Below are 23,450 nucleotides of genomic sequence, written 5' to 3' on the forward strand. Positions count from 1 at the left end.
ATTGTTCCTCAGGAGGTGCCGGGTGAGGAGCTGAGGAAGTTCCCCAGCGCATCCATCAGGACCGAGAAGGAATGGGCGCCGGGATCGGGCGTACCCAGACTCTTTTCGCCCAGGATGCGGGACCTCCCCAGGCGGGAGGTGATGTCTGCCGTGGCTTCGGCCGCCTCCTGCGCCGCGGCCGCGGCTTTTTTCACCGAGCCGGCCAGGTCACCGGTGGAAGCGAATTCCGCCGCGATGACGTCGCGGAAAGGAAGCGCGGCGTCCACCATGGTTTTGTCCCCGGGGCGGGCCCCGCCAAGCCGGACAACGGCGTCGATTCCCGCGGCAAGAGCCTGGACAATTTCGGGTGCCGCCACGGCGCGGGTGTCGTCAAAGACGCTGCCGGCCGCGGTGAGGGCCGCCCCCCACAGTGCCCCGGAGGTGCCGCCTGCTTCCTCTGCCCAGGCGTCTCCTGCATGAAGCAGGACCGTCCGCGCTCCGGCGCCTTTGGCTGCAGCCTCGCTGCCGGCCTTCGCTGCACCCCTGGTTCCGTAGGCCATCCCCTGGCCGTGGTCGCCGTCGCCGGCCACCGCGTCCAGCCGGCCAAAATGCTCTTCGTGCTCCGCCGCCGTGTCGCGCAGCATTTCCAGCACCTGCACGATCCCCGCAGCGGATGCCCGGGATTCCTCCGCCGCTTCCGGAATGGGATCCTCGCCCGGAACGTGCACTCCGGTCCGGGGCGGTGCCGACGGCTCTTGGGCCGCGCTTCGCCGGAAAGCGGGGGTGTCCGCCGGTGCCAGCCAATACTGCTCCAGTTCATCGTCCAGGAACACGATGCTCAGCGAGAGCCCGGCCATGTTGAGGCTGGTGACATGTTCGCCAATTTCCGGGGCCACCACCGTAAACCCCTTCTCGGACAGCCGCTCAGCCACCCGGCCGTAGACCACAAAGAGTTCCTCGTACTTGACCGTGCCGAGGCCGTTGAGTACCACTGAGACCCGGCCGCTGTAGGAGCCGTTCCGCTCCGGTTCCTCTTCGAGGACGCCGTTGAGCAGCAGGTCTGCGACTTCCGAAGCAGTTCCCATGGGCACCTCGCGGATGCCCGGTTCGCCGTGAATTCCCAGGCCGATGGCCATCTGTCCGTCCGGCACGTGGAACAGGGCCTCCCCGGCTCCCGGCAGCGTGCAGCCGTCGAACGCCACGCCAAAGGAGCGGGTAGCGTCATTGGCCTTCCAGGCCACCCGCTCGGCCTCATCCAGATCTGCACCGGCCGCAATGGCCGCACCGGCGATCTTGAAGACAATCAGGTCCCCGGCAATTCCGCGGCGGTCCCGGTGGGATTCGGCGGGGCCGGAGGCGATGTCATCCGAGACCTTGATAATTCGGACATCGACGCCCTCGGCGCGCAGCTTTTCGGCCGCCTGGCCAAAGTGCAGGACGTCCCCGGCATAGTTCCCGAAGCCCAGGAGAACGCCTCCGCCGTTTTCCGCCGACCGGGAAACGGAGTACACCTGGGAGGCGGACGGGGAGGAAAAGATGTTGCCGCACGGTGCGCCGTGGGCCAGGCCCGGGCCTACCCAGCCGGCAAAAGCCGGGTAGTGCCCGGAACCGCCGCCGATCACCAGGGCAGGCTGGTTTTCCGGCGTTTCCGTGGAGCGCACCACACCGCCGTGCGCGGGCATCACATGCGCCGGGTGCGCTGCAGCGTATCCGCGCAGGGCGTCGACGGCGAAGTCTGCGGGGTCGTTCAGGAGGTACGTCATGGGTCAGCGGGTTTCCGTGGAAGTGTGGGCGGTGTCCAGGCCTGCCTCCTCGGCGGGACTGGGTCCGAGCTCCTTCAGCAGCCCGGACATGGCAACATACGCCTTGTTCCGGTAGGCCACAAGGTCCTGGGATTTGTCCGCGGGAATCTGCAGGAAGCCGGCTCCCGACTTGGTGCCGAGCTTCCCGGCATCGACAAGGTCCTTCAGGATTCCCGGGGTTGCAAACCGTTCCGGGAAGGAAGTCTGCAGCGATGCGTAGCAGAAGGAGTAAACGTCCAGGCCTGCCATGTCGGCGATCGCAAACGGGCCAAAGAAGGGTAACCGGAAGCCGAAAGTGGTCCGGACCAGGGTGTCCACGTCCTCCGCGGATGCAATGCCCTCCTCAACCACCTGGGCGGCCTCGTGGAACAGCGCGTACTGGAGGCGGTTGAGCACAAAGCCCGTGACATCCTTCACGACGGCGGCATGTTTGCCCGTGAGCGCGACAATTTCCCGGGCTGTTTCAACGGTTGCTGCGGTGGTGCCCGCGTGGGGAATGACTTCCACTCCGGGGATGAAGGGAGCGGGGTTGGAGAAGTGCACCCCCAGGAAGCGGCCCGGGTTCGAGACTGCCTCGGCCAGGGTGGCGATCAGGATGGTGGAGGTGTTGGAGCCGATAACAGCGTCCTGCTGTGCAGCATCACTGATCCGCCGCAAAGTGGCGTGCTTGATCTCAAGGATCTCAGGGACGGCTTCTTCGATGTAGGAGGCATCCGCCACGGCATCTTCAATGCTGGGGGCCGCCCAAAGGTTTTCCCGCAGCCGCCGGACCGCGTCTTCGGGAAACAGGCCGTCCGAAACGAACAACTCCGCTTCGGCGAGCAGGCGTTCGAGATTCTTCTCGGCTACTTCCTGCGACACATCGGCAAGCGCAACTCGTGCGCCTCCCAGGGCGAGGACCTGCGCAATGCCTCCGCCCATGTATCCGGAACCTACTACGGCTACTGTTCGCTGGGTCACTGGCGAGTCCTCCGATGCACTGGTCAATGATTCGTCCGATCGGATTCGACCGGAGCTATTTCATCTTTCCTATAGGATCCATGTGCAGCTCTGTGATGTCAACCACACCGTAGACGGCTCGGTCGGGAGAGGGGTGTCAGTCCGGCTGTCCGGTGCCGGTGCGGGTTGCCTCGTGTTCCCGTGCAGCACGGTCCCGAACGCCGCAGATGTGGCCGGCCATTGCGGCGCGTGCTTCCTCAGCGTCACCCCGGCGCATGGCGGCGACAATCCGGGTATGTTCCTCAATGGCACTGCGTGCATCGCGGACTCCGGTTCCTCCGAACAGGCGGAAGCGGTGGACGTGTCCGCCCAGGGAGTTGTAGGCGCCCAGGAGGAACCGGTTGCGGGTTTGTTCGGCGATGGCCCGGTGGAAACGCTCGTCTGCTTCCCAATAGGACCGGTAATCGGAAAAGTTGGGTCCGTTGGGCGCCTGCCGCAGGTCTTCGATGGAACGCTCGAGCTCCGCCAGAAACGCCTCGTCTGCGTGCCTGCAGGCAACCTCGGCGGCGTGCCCCTCGATCAGCAGCCGGGCATCCATGAGGTCCAGGAGTTCGTCATGGCTCAGGACGGGTGCCACGCGGTAGCCGCGCAGGGCGGCGCGCACCACCATGCCGGTTGCTTCCAGCCTGGCCAGTGCCTCCCGGACGGGGGTCGGTGATACGCCAAGATCCCTGGCGGTGCCGTCAATGCTGAGCGGGTCCCCCGAGGCAAGCTTTCCGTCCATCAGGCGCGCGAGAATCTCCGTGTAAACCTGATCCGCCAAAACGCTGCGCTGCACCCAGGCACCGCTCCCTGCTGCATCCGTACCCATGGTGCTCCTCTTGGTCCCGCCGTTGGTGTGCCTTCAAGATTTTCCCACAAGGCAGTGATCCGCCCCGCCCGGGGGTTTGCAGCGTGGCGGCTGAGGGCTCGCCGTTCCATGCGGGTCGGCGGCCAGCTGGACAGCATCCCAATATCCTATAGGGTATAGCCCAGACGTGCCGAACTATGGCCCACATCACATACCCGTGGAGCAACTCCAGCGAACAAAGGTGTTCCCTCTATGCGCATTCCCGCTGTTCTACCCGCTGAAACACTCGTCCTGGCCGACAGGCCCTCCTGGGCACTGATCTCGATCGCCGTGGCGGCCATCGCAGTCCTGCTGCTGATGATCATCAAACTGCGGATCCATGCCTTCTTCGCCCTGATTATCATCAGCGTCCTAACCGCGCTGGCAGCCGGCATCGGCATCGGGGACGTAATGACCGTCGTCGTTGCCGGATTCAGCACCACCGTTGGAACCGTTGCCCTGCTGGTGGGGTTTGGTGCCGTCCTGGGGCGCCTCGTGGAGGTATCGGGAGGTGCCCAGGTCCTTGCGGATGCGATGCTTCGCCGTTTCGGGGAGAAGCGGGCACCTCTGGCGCTGGCCGTCGCCTCGTTGTTCTATGCCTTCCCCATCTTCCTTGATGCCGGATTCATCGTGATGCTGCCGATCATTTACACGGTGGCGCGCCGCCTTGACGGCTCCTTCATGCTGTATGTGCTTCCCTCTATCGGCTCGTTCCTCATGATGCATGCGCTGACCCCGCCGCATCCGGGTCCCACCGCGGCGGCAACGGTCATGGGTGCGGACATTGGCATGGTGATTGTGGTTGCTCTGCTGGTTGGCCTTCCGGCGTGGTACTTCGCCGGGTACCGGCTGGCGCTGATTATTGCCAGGCGGTACCCGGACATGCCCGTTCCAAATCTGCTGGGGGAGGCGGATTTGGATGAGGACACTCCGCGGCCGGGGTTCTGGACCATCATCTTCGTGCTCCTGCTGCCTCTGGTCCTGATCTTCTTCAACACCCTCTTCAGCACACTCGAGGCAACCGGGGCAGTGGGCGAAGACAACATTCTCTTCCAGCTCTCCCGCCTGATCGGAAACACTCCCGTCGCGCTGCTGATTGCCACCCTGACGGCGATGTACCTGCTCTACATGCGGCCGCGGCGCGGCCGCGGCAAAATCGGCAGTGCCCTGGAGGACCTGGTCGACCATGCGCTGGCCCCGGTTTGTTCCATCATCCTGATCACCGGTGCCGGCGGCGCTTTCGGCCGCGTCCTGACCGAAACCGGCATCGGCGGAACCATAGCTTCCGGACTGGACGCCATTGGCCTTCCCGTCATCCTCGCCGGGTTCCTGGTGGCGATCGCCTTCCGCGTTGCGCAGGGATCCGCCACCGTCGCAGCCACAACGGCCGGTTCCATCATGGCCCCGGCTGTCATGGAGCTCGGTGTCTCCGGAATTGGCCTGGCGGCCGTGGTGGTGGCGATTGCAGCAGGCTCCATCACGTTCTCCCACGTCAATGATTCCGGTTTCTGGCTGATTGGAAAGTTCTGCGGCTTCGACACCCTGACCACTTTGAAGACCTGGACCGTGGTGGGCACGGCGATCGGTTTCCTGTCCTTTGTGCTGGCGTGGGTGGTCTACGCAGTAGCCGCGTGACGCCGGCGCCCCTAACCCTGAGGAGTTTTTATGGCCATTTTTCCGGAACGCCGGACCGCAGTTGTCACGGGCACGGGCAGCGAACGCGGGATCGGCCGCCACGTTGCCCGCCGTCTTGTTAGGGAAGGCTGGGCCGTGGCTGTGCTGGACCTGGACGAGGCAGGAGTGCACTCCTTTGCCGCAGAGCTCGCGGCGGAAGCGGTGCAGCCCGTCCTGGGCATAGCCGTTGATGTGGCGGACCCCGCCTCGGTGGAGGCAGCCTTTGTCCGAATGGATGAGGAGCTGCCTCCGGTGCTTGCACTGGTCAATCTTGCCGGAATCGCCAGCCCGCACACCCTCTTCGAGCTCACGAAAGAACTGTGGACCCGCGTCATGGACGCCAACGCCACGGGAACACTGCTCATGATGCAGGCTGCAGCCCGCCGCATGATCGACGGCGGCTGCGGCGGACGCATTGTGAACACCTCGTCCATAACGGCGTACGACGGCGGCGGGACCTTCTCGAAGACGGGATACGCGGGGGCAAAGGCAGCCGTGCTGGGACTCACCCGCGGTGCAGCCCGGGAGCTCGGGCCGCACGGCATCACCTGCAATGCCGTTGTCCCGGGACCCATCGACACGGACATCATGGGCGGTCCGCTCAGCGAGGACCGCAAGGCCGCTTTGTCCGGAGACATTCCCGTGCAGCGGGTTGGCCGCCCGTCCGAAGTTGCCGCCCTGGTGAATTTCCTGGTGGGCGAAGAGGCGGGGTTCATCAACGGCGCCTCGTACTTCATCGACGGCGGCAAGCACATGGTGTGAACCCGCCCAGTAATCCGCATCATCGACCAACGCAAGGAGAAGAACATGACGTATACACCCGAGACATGGCCCATCGGAGCGGCCCTGCTCAACTTCACGGGAGTAACGCAGGACGGTCTGGACCGTACCGAGGCCGGGCCGCAGGCCTGGAAACAGACCCTGCGGGAAGTCAGGTTGGCTGGGTTCGACCACGTGGACCTGACGGATTCATGGGTCCGGGCGGGGGACCTCGACGCCGGCGGGCGCCGTCAGCTGCTGGAGACGGCACGTTCCTACGGGCTCGCTTTCAGTGACCTCGCCGTCACCCGCAAAAGTGTGATCAACGCAGATGAAGAGCAGGCGCAGCGGAACATGGCCTACACCAAGCGGACCATTGACGCGGCGGCGGACCTTGAAGCTCCCATGGTCTGCCTGGGACTTCATGACCCCCTCACACAGGAGCAGAAGGACGCGACCTGGTTCTGGCTCGCCAAGGGAATCGAGGACGAGGACACGCCCGCCAACCGGGACAAGGCGGCCGGGCGCTTCAGGGAGCTGGGCGAGTATGCCGCGACACGCGGAGTGAGCCTGTCGCTGGAGATGTATGAAGGCACCTTCCTGGGAACGGCGGACAGCTCCGTTCAGCTGGTGAAGGCGGTGGATCTGCCCAACGTGGGGCTTTGCCCCGACATCGGCAACATTGTGCGCCTCCACCGTCCGGTTGAGGACTGGCGCGAAATGCTGGTCAAGATGCTCCCGCACACCAACTACTGGCAGCTGAAGAACTACTTCCGGGATCACGATCCCGCCACCGGTGCCTACGCCTCTGCACCCGCGCCGCTGGCCCTCGGATTCATCAATTACCGGGAGGCCATTGGCATGGCCCTGGAGGCAGGGTTTGACGGTCCGATGTGCGTGGAGCACTACGGCGGTGACGGACTCTCGGTGGCTGCCATGAACCGGAACTACATCCGGGACATCCTGCGGGCCAAGCTGCCGGAAGAATAGCCGCCGCGAAAAGACTGCCATGACCGCTTAATGCCATCGCAGGGAAGCCGGCGCAGAAAGACCGGATATCCGCCATATCCCTTGATGGCATGCGGCCGAAACGTCAAGTGCAGAGGCAAATAAATGACAGGCAAGGGCCAAAGGGGCCATGACAGGAACCGGGCACCGGAAAGGGTAGACGAGGCGTTGCGCAGCGGGGGAAGCTTTCGGAGTCAACCAACCGCACAGGCCGGCACCACGGCCGCAGGTACAGGAGGGGAATAAAGATGACCAAAGTTTGGGACTGGATCTAAGGAATCCCCTCAGGGGGAAAGCAACTTGATTTACAACGAGTAACCAGCAAGACCCCGCTCAGCGGCGGTAACCAAGCACCAACCCCGGAGGGGACTCACGCCATGACACAGCTGACAGCAGTTCGAAACGCCTCACGAACTCGCCCGACGGCACAATGGTGGACAGTCTCCTTTTACACCGGGGGCTTCGATGTAGCGGACGGCATCATTGGAGAACTGGTTACCCCGCTGGCGGCCCAAGCACAGGCCTACGGGGCCAGCAGGTGGTACTACACGAGGTGCCTGGAACCGGCCAACGCGCATGTGCGGGTCCGGTTCCTTGGAGAACCCGAAATTTTTGAGCGGCTGACGCCCCTGTTGGGCGCGCTGCGGGACCAGGCCAGCGGCGTCATTGGCCATCTCGAAATGACCCAGCAGATCAGCGATCCGGCCACGGACCGTCTGGGTCCCGGCGGAGCGGAACACCAGAATCCCAGGCTCGAGGCTGATCTGGCCAAATACGGGGGCCTGGAAGGACTGGCCCTGGCGGAAGAGGTCTTTGAACTCTCCTCGGAGCTGGGCGCCTGGGCCACGGTCAGGTTTCCGAAGGTCCAGAACAGGTGGGCCTTCGGATCGCTCCTGCTGTTCGATTCCGCCCGCGCCATGATGAAGGGCCCCCACTCGGCAAGCTGGCCGGACCGGCGGCGAATCTCCTGGGACTACTACTGGGACAGCCATTTGCGCAGCTGCACGGCCGGCTTTGGGCAGCGGGCCGGAAGTGTCAGGGAGGCGATGACCATTCAGGTTGCCGCGAAGGTGACGCCCACCCACCGTCTGATGGCTGCCACCGCTGCCGAAAACGCAGTGGAGAACTGGCGCCGCCGCTGGTTCAGGAGCGTCGACAATTACCTCTACCGGGCGGACAAAGCCCGGCTCAGCAGGAGCGCCCAGCATTTGACCGTGTATCAGGCGCACATGCTGCTGAACCGACTCGGGCTTTCACTGCGGGAGGAGGCAGCACTGGGCCTGTATGCACGCAGTTGGAGCACGGAACGCGAAGCGGCACTGCTGGACCGGCACTAGGCAACGATGAAGCCCTACCAGAAGGAGACCCCGTGACAAGCCGCAACGAGTTCATAGTAGCGTCGACTTCCCAAGACCTGTCAGAGGCCCTTGGGTGCTCCGAAGACGTTGTTGAAGACCTGCGGGACAAGGGGATTGTTGCCTCCAGCGGAGAGCTTTGGGACGTGGGTCCCGCACGTGACTATCTGCGGGACGCGGCCTGGGCCGGCGGCTTCTGGGATTGAGGAAATAAACTTCCCGGACTGAGACACAAAACCGGACTGAGACACAAAAGACTGAGACACAAAAAGGGACGGACCGAACTGCGGCAGCAGCAGGTCCGTCCCTTTGGCGTTGCGGGGCTGCTAGGCAGCGGTGGAGGCGGAAGCCCCGGCAAGCGACGAAACCACGCTGCGGACCTGTTCCACCACCTCGGCATCATCCTTGGGCTGGATCTCGGCGAAGCGGGTCACGGAGCCGCCAATGGACAGGCGTACGTCCTCCACCAGGTGGGCACCGGCAATTCCCAGGGACTTGCGGGCGTCATCATGGGCCCAGACCCCGCCGAACTGGCCGAAGGCGGAACCGATTACGGCTGCGGGGGTGCCGGCAATGGCGCCAGCGCCGAACGGGCGGGAAAGCCAGTCAATGGCGTTCTTCAGGACAGCGGGCATTGTTCCGTTGTATTCCGGGCACACCAGCAGCAGGGCGTCGGAGGAAGCAGCTGCCTTGCGCAGCGCCGCAGCGGCTTCGGGAATGGAGCCCTCGACGTCGATGTCTTCGTTGTAGAACGGGATGGTTCCGATGCCCTCATGGATGACAATCTCAACACCCTCGGGGGCGTTCAGGACGGCCGTTTCGGCAAGTTGACGGTTGACGGAACCGGCCCGAAGGCTGCCGACCAGGGTAAGTACTTTAGTGCTCAAGGAAACTCCTATCAGGGACCGTGCCGGTTTGAGGCACAGGTATTGCATCTAAGACTATAAGCGGACCACGGTCCGCTTTTATTCCGCGGGGGTTAGACTGGCGCGCATGCAGGCAGGCAGGGAAGAGAGCGCGGGCGGCGGATGTGAGCGTCTGGATGCGGCAAGAAACCGCAGCCTGTTGCTGCACACCGCGCTGGAAATGGTTTCCGAGCGGGGTGCGGAAGCACTCACCATGGACGATCTGGCACGCCGTGCAGGCGTGGGAAAGGGAACCATTTTCCGGCGCTTCGGCAGCCGTGCCGGCGTGATGCGGGCACTGCTTGACCACGCAGAACGAGACTTTCAGGAAGGTTATATGGCCGGTCCCGCACCTCTGGGGCCGGGAGCGCCGCCGCTGGAACGCCTGCGGGCATTCGGGGTTGCACGGATCCAGGCGCTGGATATCACCGGGGAGCTGCGGCGGGCGGCCGACGTCGATGCCTTGATGCACTACCGGCATCCGGCCCGCCAGCTCGAATTGAGCCATCTCAGGATGCTCCTGTCCGCCCTTCCGATGATCCGCGATCCGGAGCTGACCGCCTACCAGCTGGAGTCCTTCCTGGAAGCCGGGCTGCTGCTGCATCTGCATCGCAGTGCGGGGATGCCGCTGGAGCGGATAACCGAAGGCTGGCTGGAATTAGTGGAATCGGTGACAGCAAATAAGTGTCAGCAGGCTTACTAATTTAGTAGGGTGTCTAGAGGCCGCCGTATTTGGGCGGCGTCTGGTTCGAACGATGATGGAGGCTACATGTCTGACAAGAGCACATCCGTACCCGGCGGTTCGATTCCGGGCGTACCGGGGCCGCAGGCTCCGGAACTGGCCGAGCCGACCGAGCCGCGGGAACCGCTGCCCCCGAAGCCTGACCAGGACGGACCAGAAACGGTCTCACCCACCGGCGTTCCCACCGGAGCGCCGAAATCCTCCAACGCGCAGAGCGGCCGGTACCTGACCACCGCACAGGGTGCCCGGCTCGGCGACACGGACCATTCACTCAAGGCAGGTCCCCGCGGACCGATCCTTCTGCAGGACCATCACCTGCGGGAAAAAATCACTCACTTTGACCACGAGCGCATCCCCGAGCGCGTAGTCCATGCCCGCGGCGCAGCTGCCCACGGCGTGTTTGTTGCCAACGGTGCCGCAGAAGGCGTCACCCGGGCAGGTTTCCTCGCCAAGGGCACCGAAACGCCGGTGTTTGTCCGCTTCTCCACGGTCCTGGGCTCCCGCGGTTCCGCGGACACCGTCCGTGACACCCGCGGTTTCAGCACCAAGTTCTACACCGACGAGGGCAACTATGATCTGGTTGCCAACAACATTCCGGTGTTCTTCATCCAGGACGCCATCAAGTTCCCTGATGTCATCCACGCCGGCAAGCCGCACCCGGACCGCGAAATTCCGCAGGCGCAGAGTGCCCATGACACTTTCTGGGACTTTGTCTCCCTGCACACCGAAGCACAGCACCACACCATGTGGAACATGTCGGACCGCGGCATCCCGCGCTCCTACCGCACCATGGAGGGCTTCGGCGTTCACACCTTCCGCCTGGTCAACGCCGCCGGCGAAACCACGCTGGTGAAGTTCCACTGGAAGCCGCGGCAGGGCGTGCACTCGCTGGTCTGGGAAGAAGCACAGATCATCAACGGCATGGACCCCGACTTCCACCGCCGGGACCTCGCAGACTCCATTGAAGCCGGCGCCTTCCCGCAGTGGGACCTGGGCATCCAGGTCTTCCCGGACACCGAAGACGAAATGTTCGAGGGCATCGACCTCCTCGATCCCACCAAGCTGGTTCCCGAGGAACTGGCTCCGGTGCAGATCATCGGCACCATGACCCTGAACGCCAATGTCACGAACTTCTTCGCGGAAACGGAGCAGGTGGCCTTCCACCCCGGACACCTGGTGCCGGGTATCGATGTCACCAATGATCCGCTGCTGCAGGGCCGTTTGTTCTCCTACATTGACACGCAGCTGACGCGTCTGGGCGGTCCGAACTTTGCCCAGATTCCGATCAACCGTCCGCACGCCCCGGTCAACGACATGCTCCGCGACGGGTTCCACCAGGACGCGGACCACTCGGGGGTTGCTCCGTACCAGCCCAATTCCCTCGACGGCGGCTGCCCCTTCATGGCCGGCGCGGACATGGGCGCCTTCATCGATGTCCCCACCGAGGTGCCGGCGTCCCGCAAGGTCCGCGAAAATCCGGCAACCTTCGATGACCACTACAGCCAGACGCGGATGTTCTTCCGTTCGCTGACTCCGGTGGAGCAGGACCATGTGGTGCAGGCCTACACGTTTGAACTCGGCAAGTGCTACGAGGAGAACATCCGGCTGCGTCAGCTACAGTCCCTGGCTAACATTGACGAGCGCCTCGCCACCGAGGTGGCAACCGGTCTGGGCCTTGAAGCGCCGGCACCGAGCGTCGTCGTTGAAGACACCCCGCCGAGCCCGGCGCTGAGCCAGCTGGGCGGCACCTGGCCCGTGGCCGGCCGTCTGGTTGGCGTTGTGGCCGACGACGCAACGGACCTGGGTGCGCTGAACGAAGTGCTCTCCGCTGTCGCCGCCGAGGGCATGGTTCCGCTGGTGATCGCTCCGCACGGCGGCAAGCTGGGCGGCGAAGTTACTATCCAGCGGACCTACCTGACCGCGCGCTCCACCGAGTTTGACGCCATTGTGGTGGCGGCAACGGGCGCTCCGGCTCCCGACGCCGTCGACAGCTTGGATGCCAAGGCAGGCAACCCCGAGGGTCATCCGTCCCTTGACCCGCGCGTCACCATGCTCCTGGCTGAGGCCTTCCGCCATGCCAAGGCCATTGGTGCACTGGGCGACGGCGGCTCGGTCCTCATGGCCGCAGGTGTTCCTGTGGACGCCCCCGGCGTTGTGGTGGGAACCCCAGCCGAGGTAACGGCAGGCGTCAGCGGACTGCTGGCAAGCCACCGCGTCTGGGAGCGCTTCCCGACGATGGTTCCGTAACCGGGACGCTGCGCCGGAAACCGGGCAGCATCTTTCAAAAGGGGAAGCCAGGCGGTAGTCACCGCCTGGCTTCCCCTTTCGTCGTTAACCGGGTTTGTGCTCAGCGGGGCGGCGTCAGGGCCCTGATCAGGGCGTGCAGTTCAGCCCGCAAGCCTTCGACGTCGGTGTCGGCGAGGAGCATGAGCTGGGTTTCGGTGTGGGTGGCCTGTGCGCTGATGCTCTCCCCGGAGGCAGTGATCGTCCACTGGCCTCCGGCGCCTGAGGTGATGTACCCGCAAGGCTGAAGGGCCACCAGACAGTCGCGGACGCAGGCGGCGGGCAGCCCTGAACTCGCGGAGAGCTGATCCTCCGTTGCCGGAGATTCGGCCAACAGCCGCAGGATGAGCGTGCGTTCATGGGTAAGGCGCAGCTCCGCCAGGGATTCTTCGGTGGCACGGTTGGTGAGGAACGCTGCGGCGGAAAGCAGCCGGGGAACATATCCGGGCGCGGACCTGTCGGTCGAAGCGCTCATTTGCCCCATCCGGGAGGGAACCAGCCGGCCGGAACGAAGTGTCCGGCGAAGGATTCGCAGACGGAACATGTGTAGTTGGCCATAGCGGGTGTATCGCCTGCCGCCGGGGTGAAGGATTCAAAAATGAGAAAATCGTCCACACCGCACTGGTGACAGACGGGAATTTGAACTGCAGGATCCATGGGTATCCTCTGCTGGAGGGTGCGCAGAAAGCCATGGCCGCGTCTTGACCGTGAAATTTTTATCGTAATATCAAACGGCACGGCAGACAATTCCGCGCCCGGGCTTGCCGCCCGCCATCGCATACTGCCGCCGTCCTCTCCGATGTGGCATGTGCCAGCAGAGGAATCATGGACGACTCAAGCACCACAAGGGCCCCGTGGGCACAACTGCAGGATCTGCTCGTTCATCACGAGGATGTGCAGGACTTTCTATCTGAACTTGCGGTTCTGACGGCGTCATCGCTTTCCCTGCGGGGAACCACATACTGCGGTATCACCTTCCAGCGCTCGCGCGACCACCAGTTCACCGTGGCCAGCAGCGACAGCGAGGCACTGGCCATGGATGAACTCCAGTACGCATTCGGGGACGGGCCGTGTCTGCACGCGATCCGGATCCAGGCCGAGGTGCACGTGCGCAATGCTGCCACCGACAGCCGCTGGCCGGAGTACATGGACTGCATCCGGAACTACGGCATCCGGTCCATGTATGCGGTTCCGCTCAAGCTGGGCGGGCATGCCAAAGCAGCAATGAACCTGTACGCCAAGAGTCCGGATGTTTTCGACGATGACTTCCGCCGCGTCGCCCAAACTTACGCCGCCGAAGCCTCGCAGGCCCTGCTTCTGGCGGTACGGGTCTCGCAGCATGCGGCCACCGTGGAGGATCTGCAGGGTGTGCTCGCCTCACGGACCACCATAGATCTGGCCGTGGGCATCATCATGGGACAAAACAGCTGCACTCAGCAGGAGGCTTTTGACATCCTGCGGCGGGCCTCCAACAGCCGCAACGTCAAGGTGCGGGTCCTGGCGGGCGAAATAGTTGAGCGGCTGAACGGTGAACCCGCCGCCACCCATTTCACTGAAGGCTAGCGCCCGGTGCGCGGACGGCCGGGAATGTTCCGCCGTCCGCGCTTTTCCGCATCAGGCCGGGACGAGCGCGGACCAGTCCTCCGTCAGCTCCAGGCCGAGCGCCGTGGACACTGAGGCATGGGCCACCTTGCCGCCGGCGATGTTCAGTCCGCGGGCCAGCGCCGGGGAAGCGTCAAACGCGCCGCGGACGCCGCGGTCGGCCAGTGCGACGGCGTAGGGCAGCGTGACGTTGGTCAGCGCATACGTGGAGGTGTTGGGCACCGCGCCGGGCATATTGGCCACGCAGTAGAACAGGGACCCGTGGACCCGGTAGGTCGGATCCTCGTGGGTGGTGGGCCGGGAGTCCTCGAAGCATCCGCCCTGGTCCACGGCGATGTCCACCAGGACGCTGCCGGGCTTCATCCGCGAGACCATGTCATTGGTGACCAGCTTCGGGGCCCGGGCTCCCGGAATGAGCACCGAACCAATGACCAGGTCGGCATCCGCCAGCGCACGCTCAATTTCAAAGGCGTTGGACGCGATGGTGCGGATCCGGCCGGCGTACTGGGCATCGAGCTGGCGCAGCCGGTCAATGTTGATGTCCAGGACGGAGACGTCGGCGTGGGCGCCCGCTGCCGCAGCCACAGCATTGGTGCCTGCCACTCCGGCGCCGAGGACCACCACCTTTGCCGGACGAACGCCCGGCACGCCGCCAAGAAGCAGTCCGGGACCTCCGGCCGGGGACGTCAGGCACTGTGCGCCCACCTGGACGGAGAGGCGGCCGGCCACCTCGGACATGGGTGCCAGCAGCGGCAGCACCCGTCCTTCCTGCACTGTTTCATAGGCAATGGCCGTCATTCCCGATGCCAGCAGTGCCCTCGTCAGTTCGGGTGCGGCCGCCAGATGCAGGTAGGCGAACAGCACCAGATCGGGACGGAAAAACCGGTATTCCGATTCCACCGGTTCCTTGACCTTCAGGATGAGATCGGACTGGTTCCAGACATCATCAGCCGAATCCAGAATTGAGGCACCCGCCCCGGCATATTCGGCATCGCTGATGCTGGAACCTGTGCCCGCGCCGGATTCCAGCAGCACCTGATGCCCGCGGGTCGTGAACTCATGGACGCCGGAGGCCGTAATGGCCACCCGGAATTCGTTGTTCTTGATTTCCTTGGGGATACCGATAATCACAGCTAGCTCCGTTGCATTGCAGGTGAGGCGGGCAACCGCCGGGTTTCTCCCCAGCATAGGGGAGTGGAGCCCTCACTCCTCAACTTGTGCGCCGCTGTCCTGTGTCCGTGCCGGCCTGGCCGCCTGCTGCGCCTGAAGCCAGGCTTCGACGTCGGACAGGCGGATGCGGCGGTGCGTGCCGCGGTATTCAACGGGGATGATTCCGGCATCCGTGAGATTGCGCAGATACGTGTGGGAGATCCCCGCCGCCGCCGCAGCCTGCGATGTCGTCAGGAGGGGAATGTTGGAGCCGCTCCGGGCACCCGGGGTTGTCGGCCCTGACGGTGCAGCGGACGGCTGCGCCGCCGGCCGGGATGCCGCCGGCTCGGCCCCGTCGTCGGAGGCCACCACAACGCCTTCACCCCGGCCCAGCCGTGCGAGCAGGTCCAGCACAGCATCGCGGGCGGCAGCGGGCAGGCGCAGCGCAGTCCCGTCAACAAAAACGGTCACGTCGCCCGCGGAAAGTGCACGGGACAATGCCCGCACCTCTGCGGCCGGGAGCGGAGATGTACGGAGAGGGGTCGGGGTCATGCTGCCATCTTGCCAAAGATCCCCGGCAATAACCTCACCCGCTCCGTGCGCTGGCCAAGCGGCGCTGCCGCCCGGCTGCGTTGACCGCAGACTCGGCGGCGCGGGAGCATGGACGGTAGCCGCGCGGACGCCATCCGGTCTCCGGGCAAGCGGCATGAAGGGAACTTTTGTCTTGCAAGAACAGAACCGGTCGTCCCGGGCAGCCTGGCAGCCTGACATTCTCGGTGAAGACTTTGAGCAGCTGACGCTTGACCTGCCCGACGGCGCTCCGGCGACACTGGTCCGCTACTCGCCCGCGGACACCCCGCCCGGCGGGGAGCGCGCCGGCGCCGGCGATGTCCTTTATGTGCACGGATGGTCGGACTACTTTTTCCAGACCGAACTTGCCCGGTACTGGGCGCAGGCCGGGATGCGCTTCTATGCCCTGGATCTGCACAACTACGGCCGCAGCCTCCGTCCGGGGCAAAGCCCCGGATTCACCACGGACCTTACCGGGTACGACGCCGACATCGCCGCGGCGCTCGCCGCGATGGGGAGGCCCGTCCCGCCGAATGCGGGCCAGGCCGCCGAGTCCGGGACGCCTGCGCGGCCCTTGATCCTGCTGGGGCATTCCACCGGCGGGCTCACCCTGAGTCTCTGGGCTTCCCGGCATCCGGGGGCGGCCTCGGCCCTGGTGCTGAACAGTCCGTGGCTCGAATTCCAGGCTACGGAACTGGGCAGGCGGATCATCTCGCCGCTGATCGGCAGGGAGGCACAACGGCACCCCCTCGCACCGCTGCCTCCGGTGGACGCCGGAAACTACGCCCGCGCCGTCTTTTCCGCCTTCGGCGGAGAGTGGACCTACAACCTTCTGTGGCGTCCGCTGCGGGGGTTTCCGGGCACCGTTGCGTTCCTCAACGCGGTGTTCCGCGCCCAGGCTGTGGTCGCCCAGGGGCTCCGCCTCGACATTCCCGTGCTCGTGCTGCTCTCCGACAAGAGCTATCTGCAACCCCGGTGGTCAGCCGACGCCGAAAAGGCCGACGTCGCACTGGACGTGGACGTGGTGGCCAACCGGGCACTGTCGCTGGGAAACTGCGTGACCGTGGCGCGGGTGCCGGACGCCCTGCACGATGTTTTCCTGTCCGCAAAGCCGGTGCGCCGGCGTGCCTACGCGGTAGTGGACCAGTGGGCGCGGGGCTACCTGCCCGCAGCCCCGGAAGCGTCACCGGAGCTGCGGGCGGGTCCTCAGTCGATCAGCTCATAGGCGGGCAGGGTCAGGAAGTCCACGTAGTCGTCGGCCAGGCTGATATCTGCAATCAGCTGGCTCGCCGGAGCGTAGAAGCGGGTGAACTGATCCTCGGGAACCTCGCTGCGCAGGCGCTCGGTTTCTTCGGCCAGCAGGCGTTCCACCAGTTCCGGGGTCACGGTGGCTCCGGTGTCCTCCAGGACAATGCCGTTATGCACCTGCTGCCACACCTGTGAGCGGGAGATTTCAGCCGTGGCTGCATCCTCCATGAGGTTGTGGATGGCCACGGCACCGTTGCCGGAGAGCCAGACGGCCGTGTAGGCCACGGCCACATACAGGTTGGACCGCAGGCCGGCCTCGGTGATGGCGCCTTCCGCCGTGGAGACGTTCAGCAGATCCTTGGCCGTGACGGAGACGTCGTCGCGCAGCTTGTCCACCTGGTTCGGCTTATCCCCGAGGACGGAGTCGAACACCTCACGGCAGGTCTGAACCATGTCCGGGTGGGCCACCCAGGACCCGTCAAAACCGTCGTTGGCTTCCCGTGTCTTGTCCGCCGTCACCTTTTCGAAGGCCTTGGCCGTGACTTCCGGTTCCCGCCGGTTCGGGATGAAGGCTGCCATGCCGCCCATGGCAAAGGCTCCGCGGCGGTGGCAGGTGCTGACCAGCAGCTCCGTGTAGGCGCGCATGAACGGTGCGGTCATGGCGACGTCGGCGCGGTCCGGCAGCAGGAAATCCTTGCCGGAGTCGCGGAAGACCTTGATCATGCTGAAGAGATAGTCCCAGCGGCCTGCGTTGAGGCCGGAGGCGTGGTCCCGCAGTTCGTAGAGGATTTCGTCCATCTCGAAGGCGGCCGGAATGGTCTCAATGAGAACGGTGGCGCGGATCGAACCCTGAGGGATGCCCACGTATTCCTCGGAGAAGGTGAAGATGTCGTTCCAGAGCCGGGCCTCCAGATGGCTTTCCATCTTCGGCAGGTAATAGTAGGGTCCCTGGCCGTTGTCGAGGAGCTGCCGGGCGTTGTGGAAGAAGTGCAGGCCAAAGTCCACAAGCGCGCCCACGGCGGGTTCGCCGTCGACCGTTACATGCTTTTCCGGAAGGTGCCAGCCGCGGGGCCGTACAACGGGCACGGCGAGCGGCATGTCCGTGCGCAGCGTGTATTCCTTGCCCTCAGGCGAGGTGAAGGAGAGGTCCCCCCTCGCCGCCCGGTAGAGGTTGTATTCGGCGTCCACCACGTTGTGCCAGGTGGGGGTGTGGGCGTCCTCCAAGTCCGCCAGCCACACTTTTGCTCCGGAGTTGAGTGCGTTGATGGCCATCTTGGCCGGCGATGCCGGGCCGGTCATCTCCACGCGGCGGTCGTTCAGGGCAGCGGGGGCCTCAGCCACTTTCCAGTCGCCCTCACGGATGCTGGCGGTTTCGGGCAGGAAATCCAGGCTTTCTCCGGCCGCGATGCGGTTGCGGCGGTCAGCCCGGGCTGCCAGCAGGTTGTCCCGCGTGGGCCGGAACCGGTGGTGCAGCTCCTCGATAAACGCCAGCGCATCCGGCGTCAGGATTTTCTCGGCCCCCGGGGCGGGGGACATGTCGCTCACATCAATGGCCATGGTGTTTCTCCCTACGAGTGGTGAGACGGCTGGGTTGTCAGCCGATGCATCGATGCGTTGGAGCTTACACTCTTTCTTTCCACTGCCTTCCGCATCGTGGATATTTTTGTCTGTTTAGTGAAAACATGACGAAAAGTTTAGGCGTCCAGCGTGCGCATGAAGGTGAGCACTTCCGCCGCCGTGCTCCATCCCTGGCGGGCATACCAGAAGCCGGACTTGGGCAGGGCCGGCATCAGGATCAGCGGCAGGTCCCGCACTGCTGCTTCCTCGGCCAGGGCCGCCAGCACCGCGGTTTCCATGGTGTGGTCGGGGTCCGGCCGGCGGATGTCGATGCCGCCGAACACGGCAAACCCTTCGCCCCGTGCAATCCGCCCGCGGGCCACAGGTTCCCCGAAGGCACTGATTTCCACCACCGAATAGTCCCGGGATTCCGCCAGGGTGAGGTCTGCACCTTCGGGCAGCTGGGGAACCTGGGGAAGGTCTGCGGGATCAGCGGTCATCAGCGCCAGCGTGGACAGCGAAGCGAGTCCCTGCCCGGCGGCAAACTCCCTTGCCGTGTCCGCATCATCGGTCACCAGCGTGAGCCGGGCGCCGGGGGTCGCGGAGACCTCCGCGGCGGCCCGGGGAGTATTCCGCCCGGGCCAGGTAACCACATACTGCGGTGCGCCCCCGCCAAAAGGGGCCATCAGCACCGCGTCCCCGTCCAGGGTGCTTCCCAGCCCGCGCACCGCCGCCCACACCGGTGCCCACTGCGTGAAGTTGCCTTGCCACGGTCCCAAGCGCGGTTCACCGCCCCGGGGCTGCAGGGGGCGGCGGGTCCTCAATGGCGAGGATGGTGACGTTCACCGAACTGACTGCAACTCCGGTCCTGCGCAGGGCGTGGCGGACGCGTTCCTGGAGGTCAGCCGCAACTTCCAGGGCATTGAACCGGGCATCCGTGGCCACCTCCACGTCAACGGTTGCACGGCCGTCGGAGACGGCGGCAAAAACCCCGTCCCGGCTCGTCCGGTAGCCCGTATCCGGAACCCGGCGCAGGGTGTTGCGGGCTGCCGAACGGACCCGCGCCACCAGCTGCCCCAGCGGGGGCCCCAACCGAAGGATTCCGGGTGTCTCCCTTGCGGCCCGTGCGGCCACAGAAGCTATCACCGAACTGCCGATCACCTTGCCGCGCAGCGGCCGGTCAGTCATCGTACAGATCCTCTACCGTCAAATGGACCGCCTGCGGTGCAACGCCCACGGACGTTTCAACGGCGTCGTGAATGGTCAGGCGCAGGAAGTCCATGGCCCGGCAGATGTCGACTCCCGGGGCCACTGCAGTGCGCAGATGGATCAGCAGCCCGGCACCTGTTTCCGGCTCATGGTGAATGCGGCAGCGGCGGGCGCGCACACCTCCTATGGCGCGGGCTGCGTCGCGCACGACGGCGGCGAGGGCCGCTTCGCTGATCTCCACCCTTCCCTCAGCGGTGCCGCCCAGGAACAACCGGGGGCTGCGCCGCATCTGCAGGAAGGCCGCATCCAGGACCCTTTCTTTCAGCGCATACGGCGGCCGGAGACCCGGGTGCCGCAGGTCGTGGTCCCGAAGCACGTTCGTGGCCCTGAACAGCGGCTCCAAATCGGCACGGACGGTTCGGCAGTCCGGGCAGGACCGGGTGTGGCGGTCCGGCGGCTGCAGCATGTCCTGCCAGATTCGGTTGACGGTGCGTCCGCAGTCAACCTGGCCAGCGCGCATCTCTAATGCCATTGGATCATCGCCTCCGCGAGTTTTTCCCGTGCCCGTGCCAACCGGCCGCGCACCGTGCCCGTTCCTATTCCCAGGGTGGCGCCTATTTCCGCGTAGCTCTGGTCGTGCATTTCGCGCAGCAGCCAGCACGCACGCTGGTCGGGCGGAAGTTCCGCGAGTGCCCGGGACAAACACTCGAACTGGGCCGCCAGTTCTGCTGTCCGGTGCGGATCTCCGGACAGCGGACCGATTGCAGGCCAAAGTCCGGTTAGATCGACGCTGTCTTCAGGATGGGCGGTGCGGCGGCGGAGAACGTCGAGGCACCGGTTGGTAGCTGTCCGGTAGACCCAGCTGCCGAAGGCACTTGAGCGGTCCAGTCCGGGAAGGGCACGCCAGCTGGCGGTCAGGGTGTCCTGCACAACGTCTTCTGCGTCACCCCGGTCATTGAGCAGCCGGTATGCCAGACGGAACAGGCGTCCCTGATAAGACTCCACCAGGTGTTCGAAGGCGGACAGATCTCCGTCCTGGGCACGCGCCACCACCGTGGCCTCGTCCAGCCCCTTGCACCCGGGGGCGGGTGCCGTGCTGCGGGACCGCGTAACAGTGCCGGACTCGTCCGGCGATTCAGCCGCAGCCATGGGCGCCCCTGTCCGGTCCGGCAGACGCCGGTCCCTTCCAAATAATCCCAGAGCGTCCGCGCGGGCGGAACAGTGCGCGGGCACAACGGACGCGGGCGCGGGAAGTTTGCCAAACGGCGTGACGATTACCCCCGCAGTGCGTCTTTAAGCTCGCAAGCGTTCCCCGAACGGGACCAGTTTCAAGCAGGAGATGAGCGACATGGCAGATGCCCAGAAACCATCAGGACCATCCTCCGGACCGGTGTCCTCGTCACCGGGCAGCGGACATCCATCGGGCGGGAGCACCAGCACCGGCACCTCGTCGTCGGGCACCGTGACCAGCGTCAGCGACACGGAACCGGCCCGCAAATCCGGACCGCTGCATACGCCGCACGGTGATACGACCATTGAAGAGACGGTGGTCCAGAAGCTCGCGGGCCTGGCGACCCGGGAGGTGCCCGGTGTTTATGCCATGGGCAATACAGCACGCCGCGTGTTCAGCTCCATGACCGAGCGGATTCCCGGATCCCAGACCAACGTCAGCAACGGCGTCAGCGTCGAAAAGGGTGAGCGGCAGGCGGCAATCGACGTAAGCATCGTGGTGGAATACGGCTACTCCATCGTGGAAGTCAGCCAGGGGATCCGGCGCAACGTTATCCGGTCCGTCGAAAACGCCACGGGACTGGAAGTTCTCGAAGTGAACGTCAACGTCACCGACGTGCACCTGCCGGAAGACGATTCCGACGACGAGCAGGATGCGAACAAGAAACCATCGGACCGGTTGGAATGACGCTCCGGCATAAGAAATCCGCCGGACAGGTGCTGCGGTGCCGCCGGCAACCTAGCGAAGGAGGACAACATGTCCGCAACTAAATGGTGCCTGGCAGTGGGCCTCGTCCTGGGAATCGTGCTGGCCTTCGGAGGCTGGTACGCCTTCCTGCTGGCAGTGTTGTTCGGCCTGGTGGGGCTGTTGGTGGGCATGGCCGCCGACGGGAAGCTTGATGTCCAGGCCATGTTCGGCAGAGCGTCGAGCAGATGAGCGCACCCGGAATCCAGGACGCGAGGTCCCCGGCCGCACGCAGGCAGCGGCTCGACGTCGGCGACCGCGGCCGCACCGTGCTGGCCCGCAAGGTCCTCGAGAAGGTGGCCGCCCAAATCGTGGTGGACGAAACGTTTGCCGGCGGCAGTTCAGGCGGTTTTCTGGGCATCGGCGCGCGGGCGGACCTGTCCGCCCGTCCCCAGGCCAAGGTTGAACTGGCCGGCAACGTTGCCTCGCTGAAGGTGGAAGTGGGTCTGCCGTATCCGGTGCCCCTGCGGCAGGCCACTGATCAGCTGCGGGACCGGATTTCCAGTCGGGTCAGTGAGATGACCGGTGTGGAAGTGCGCCAAGTGGATGTCACCGTCTCGTGGCTGCGGCCGGATGAACCCGTTGACGGCCGCCGGAGGCTGCAGTGAGCGGCAACCTGCCGGTGTCTCTGCGGCCCCGGCCCAGCCGCGCGGTACCCGCCATGATTTGCGGCCTGGTGCTGCTGGCTGCGGGAGTGGTGCTGGTCTGGGCTGCCGTTGCCCGGCTCACCATGGGGGTGTGGCCGCCCTTCTTCACAGCGGGTTCGGACTGGCTTGCCACGCTGAACTGGAACAGTCCCGGAAGCTGGACCGCCGGCGTCGTCCTCACCGTCATCGGCCTGGTGCTGCTGCTGGCAGCGCTGGTGCCCGGAAAGTTTCACGCGCTTCCGTTGCGCCTGGATCCGATCCGTGAGGTCAGCGGCGACAGCCGTGCGGTGATGTCGCGCCGGGCTGTTGCCCGGCTTGCTGCGGCCACTTGTGAACATATCGACGGCGTTTCCACGGCCTCGGCAACGGCGTCGGACAAAGAGGTGCATGTGTCCGTGCACACGCCGCTGCACGACACCGCCGATCTGCAGCACTGGGTCACCGACGGCGTACGCTCCCGGCTTCAGGCCTCCGGCCTGGATCCGGTGCCGAACATCACCGTTTCAATCCGACCCGGCACCTGAAGGACCACTGGCAACTGAAGGGGAACACCATGCGCCACCATGCCGGCACCGCCAACCGTGTTTGGCTGACCATCCTTGGGCTGCTGTGCCTGGCGGCAGGCGTCTATCTCCTGCTGCTGGCTTCAGGAGTGATAGGGACAGCCGAAAGCCCCGTCCTGTCCGGACCGCCGGAAGACGTCACGGGGGCCGACTATGCCCCCGGTGGCGTCCTGATCGCCGGACTGATTTTGGGAACCCTCGGGCTGTGGTGGATGCTGGTCCAGATCCCGCGGCGCGTTGGGGCGGACACGTTCAGGCTGCAGGAGAACCCGGCCCGCGGCATCACCGTCTGCAACCCGTCAGTGCTGGCCGCGGCCGTCGAGGATGACACGGAGCGGATTCCCGGTGTGGTCGATTCGACGGCGCTGCTGCGCGGAACTGCCGAGGAACCGGATCTGACGCTGAAGGTCACGGTCAATGCCTGGGCGGATATCCGCGAGGTCATGGACCAGATTGAGGGAGCCGTGGTGCCTCACCTGGCCATGGCGCTGGAGAACCCGCTGCACAGTCTGGGAGTCCAGCTGGAGGCGAGCAACAAACAGGGACTCTCCGGCGGTCCGGTGACCCCGGGCGGAACTGTGGTTTATTAGGTTCC

At 65.2% G+C, this 23,450-nt stretch carries 26 protein-coding genes; 14 read left to right on the forward strand and 12 right to left on the reverse strand.

Annotated features, from left to right (window positions below; genetic code table 11):
- Positions 1-8: 8 nt before the first annotated feature.
- The 3 genes from CXQ89_RS01675 to CXQ89_RS01685 form a co-directional block, all read right to left on the reverse strand.
- Positions 9-1,742: a dihydroxyacetone kinase family protein gene (locus CXQ89_RS01675; protein WP_104160075.1), complete on the reverse strand. Its 1,734-nt coding sequence runs from the start codon at positions 1,740-1,742 to the stop codon at positions 9-11.
- A 3-nt stretch (positions 1,743-1,745) separates the two neighbouring features.
- Positions 1,746-2,741 (reverse strand): 3-hydroxyacyl-CoA dehydrogenase family protein, encoded by a 996-nt coding sequence (locus CXQ89_RS01680; protein WP_104160076.1) that lies wholly within the window; start codon positions 2,739-2,741, stop codon positions 1,746-1,748.
- Positions 2,742-2,877: 136 nt separating this feature from the next.
- Positions 2,878-3,591, reverse strand: coding sequence for a GntR family transcriptional regulator (locus CXQ89_RS01685; protein ID WP_104160077.1), 714 nt, complete (start codon positions 3,589-3,591; stop codon positions 2,878-2,880).
- A gap of 231 nt (positions 3,592-3,822) precedes the next feature.
- Between CXQ89_RS01685 and CXQ89_RS01690 the strand changes: the two genes are divergently transcribed.
- From CXQ89_RS01690 to CXQ89_RS01710, 5 genes are all read left to right on the forward strand, one after another.
- Positions 3,823-5,244, forward strand: a complete 1,422-nt coding sequence (locus CXQ89_RS01690) for a GntP family permease (protein ID WP_104160078.1) — start codon at positions 3,823-3,825, stop codon at positions 5,242-5,244.
- Between the two features lie 30 nt (positions 5,245-5,274).
- Complete coding sequence (locus tag CXQ89_RS01695) at positions 5,275-6,045, forward strand: SDR family NAD(P)-dependent oxidoreductase (RefSeq protein WP_104053361.1); 771 nt, start codon at positions 5,275-5,277, stop codon at positions 6,043-6,045.
- A gap of 45 nt (positions 6,046-6,090) precedes the next feature.
- Positions 6,091-7,032: a sugar phosphate isomerase/epimerase gene (locus CXQ89_RS01700; protein ID WP_104160079.1), complete on the forward strand. Its 942-nt coding sequence runs from the start codon at positions 6,091-6,093 to the stop codon at positions 7,030-7,032.
- A gap of 395 nt (positions 7,033-7,427) precedes the next feature.
- A complete protein-coding gene (locus CXQ89_RS01705; protein WP_104053359.1) occupies positions 7,428-8,387 on the forward strand; it encodes a lantibiotic dehydratase C-terminal domain-containing protein in 960 nt (319 codons plus the stop codon).
- 32 nt (positions 8,388-8,419) lie between these two features.
- On the forward strand, positions 8,420-8,611 hold the full coding sequence (locus tag CXQ89_RS01710) for a hypothetical protein (RefSeq protein ID WP_104053358.1): 192 nt from the start codon (positions 8,420-8,422) through the stop codon (positions 8,609-8,611).
- Positions 8,612-8,731: 120 nt separating this feature from the next.
- Here the strand turns inward: CXQ89_RS01710 and CXQ89_RS01715 are convergent, their stop codons facing one another.
- On the reverse strand, positions 8,732-9,340 hold the full coding sequence (locus tag CXQ89_RS01715; RefSeq protein WP_104160080.1) for an NAD(P)H-dependent oxidoreductase: 609 nt from the start codon (positions 9,338-9,340) through the stop codon (positions 8,732-8,734).
- 58 nt (positions 9,341-9,398) lie between these two features.
- On the opposite strand from CXQ89_RS01715, the gene CXQ89_RS01720 reads away from it, so the two are divergent.
- Together CXQ89_RS01720 and CXQ89_RS01725 are read left to right on the forward strand one after the other, a co-directional pair.
- Positions 9,399-10,013 (forward strand): TetR/AcrR family transcriptional regulator, encoded by a 615-nt coding sequence (locus tag CXQ89_RS01720; RefSeq protein ID WP_104160081.1) that lies wholly within the window; start codon positions 9,399-9,401, stop codon positions 10,011-10,013.
- Positions 10,014-10,079: 66 nt separating this feature from the next.
- Complete coding sequence (locus CXQ89_RS01725; RefSeq protein ID WP_104053355.1) at positions 10,080-12,299, forward strand: catalase; 2,220 nt, start codon at positions 10,080-10,082, stop codon at positions 12,297-12,299.
- Between the two features lie 100 nt (positions 12,300-12,399).
- On the opposite strand, the gene CXQ89_RS01730 is transcribed toward CXQ89_RS01725, so the two are convergent.
- On the reverse strand, positions 12,400-12,810 hold the full coding sequence (locus CXQ89_RS01730) for a hypothetical protein (RefSeq protein ID WP_104160082.1): 411 nt from the start codon (positions 12,808-12,810) through the stop codon (positions 12,400-12,402).
- Between the two features lie 350 nt (positions 12,811-13,160).
- Here CXQ89_RS01730 and CXQ89_RS01740 point away from each other — a divergent pair, with 350 nt between their 5' ends.
- Complete coding sequence (locus tag CXQ89_RS01740; RefSeq protein ID WP_104160083.1) at positions 13,161-13,898, forward strand: GAF and ANTAR domain-containing protein; 738 nt, start codon at positions 13,161-13,163, stop codon at positions 13,896-13,898.
- Between the two features lie 51 nt (positions 13,899-13,949).
- On the opposite strand, the gene ald is transcribed toward CXQ89_RS01740, so the two are convergent.
- Positions 13,950-15,068 carry an alanine dehydrogenase gene (gene ald / locus CXQ89_RS01745; protein WP_104160084.1) on the reverse strand — a complete coding sequence of 373 codons (1,119 nt, stop codon included), beginning with the start codon at positions 15,066-15,068 and terminating at the stop codon, positions 13,950-13,952.
- 72 nt (positions 15,069-15,140) lie between these two features.
- Positions 15,141-15,638: a helix-turn-helix domain-containing protein gene (locus tag CXQ89_RS01750; protein ID WP_258059791.1), complete on the reverse strand. Its 498-nt coding sequence runs from the start codon at positions 15,636-15,638 to the stop codon at positions 15,141-15,143.
- Between the two features lie 172 nt (positions 15,639-15,810).
- On the opposite strand from CXQ89_RS01750, the gene CXQ89_RS01755 reads away from it, so the two are divergent.
- Positions 15,811-16,881 carry an alpha/beta hydrolase gene (locus CXQ89_RS01755; protein ID WP_258059792.1) on the forward strand — a complete coding sequence of 357 codons (1,071 nt, stop codon included), beginning with the start codon at positions 15,811-15,813 and terminating at the stop codon, positions 16,879-16,881.
- Here the strand turns inward: CXQ89_RS01755 and aceB are convergent.
- The 5 genes from aceB to CXQ89_RS01780 form a co-directional block, all read right to left on the reverse strand.
- A complete protein-coding gene (aceB, locus tag CXQ89_RS01760; RefSeq protein ID WP_104160086.1) occupies positions 16,863-18,461 on the reverse strand; it encodes a malate synthase A in 1,599 nt (532 codons plus the stop codon). The two genes, CXQ89_RS01755 and aceB, sit on opposite strands and share 19 nt — an antisense overlap.
- A 137-nt stretch (positions 18,462-18,598) precedes the next feature.
- Positions 18,599-19,240, reverse strand: coding sequence for a hypothetical protein (locus CXQ89_RS01765; RefSeq protein WP_104096780.1), 642 nt, complete (start codon positions 19,238-19,240; stop codon positions 18,599-18,601).
- Between the two features lie 7 nt (positions 19,241-19,247).
- The gene (locus CXQ89_RS01770) at positions 19,248-19,649 is read right to left on the reverse strand and encodes an Asp23/Gls24 family envelope stress response protein (protein ID WP_104160087.1); all 402 of its coding nucleotides are present in this window, start codon (positions 19,647-19,649) and stop codon (positions 19,248-19,250) included.
- On the reverse strand, positions 19,642-20,202 hold the full coding sequence (locus CXQ89_RS01775) for a hypothetical protein (RefSeq protein WP_146067177.1): 561 nt from the start codon (positions 20,200-20,202) through the stop codon (positions 19,642-19,644). Before CXQ89_RS01775 ends, CXQ89_RS01770 begins: the two co-directional genes overlap by 8 nt.
- Complete coding sequence (locus tag CXQ89_RS01780) at positions 20,193-20,819, reverse strand: RNA polymerase sigma factor (RefSeq protein ID WP_104160089.1); 627 nt, start codon at positions 20,817-20,819, stop codon at positions 20,193-20,195. The genes CXQ89_RS01775 and CXQ89_RS01780 overlap by 10 nt, the downstream gene beginning before the upstream one ends.
- Before the next feature lie 199 nt (positions 20,820-21,018).
- Here CXQ89_RS01780 and CXQ89_RS01785 point away from each other — a divergent pair, with 199 nt between their 5' ends.
- The 5 genes from CXQ89_RS01785 (at position 21,019) to CXQ89_RS01805 (ending at position 23,445) form a co-directional block, all read left to right on the forward strand.
- Entirely contained in the window at positions 21,019-21,588 is a 570-nt protein-coding gene (locus tag CXQ89_RS01785) for an Asp23/Gls24 family envelope stress response protein (RefSeq protein WP_104160090.1), read from the forward strand.
- Positions 21,589-21,657: 69 nt separating this feature from the next.
- Positions 21,658-21,837 (forward strand): hypothetical protein, encoded by a 180-nt coding sequence (locus CXQ89_RS01790; RefSeq protein WP_104053344.1) that lies wholly within the window; start codon positions 21,658-21,660, stop codon positions 21,835-21,837.
- Positions 21,834-22,253 carry an Asp23/Gls24 family envelope stress response protein gene (locus tag CXQ89_RS01795; RefSeq protein ID WP_104102281.1) on the forward strand — a complete coding sequence of 140 codons (420 nt, stop codon included), beginning with the start codon at positions 21,834-21,836 and terminating at the stop codon, positions 22,251-22,253. The genes CXQ89_RS01790 and CXQ89_RS01795 overlap by 4 nt, the downstream gene beginning before the upstream one ends.
- Positions 22,250-22,816 (forward strand): DUF6286 domain-containing protein, encoded by a 567-nt coding sequence (locus tag CXQ89_RS01800; protein ID WP_104160091.1) that lies wholly within the window; start codon positions 22,250-22,252, stop codon positions 22,814-22,816. The genes CXQ89_RS01795 and CXQ89_RS01800 overlap by 4 nt, the downstream gene beginning before the upstream one ends.
- Positions 22,817-22,845: 29 nt before the next feature.
- Entirely contained in the window at positions 22,846-23,445 is a 600-nt protein-coding gene (locus tag CXQ89_RS01805; RefSeq protein ID WP_104160092.1) for a hypothetical protein, read from the forward strand.
- Positions 23,446-23,450: the final 5 nt, after the last annotated feature.

The organism is Arthrobacter sp. ZGTC212, assembly GCF_002929255.1.
Taxonomy (GTDB): domain Bacteria; phylum Actinomycetota; class Actinomycetes; order Actinomycetales; family Micrococcaceae; genus Arthrobacter_B; species Arthrobacter_B sunyaminii.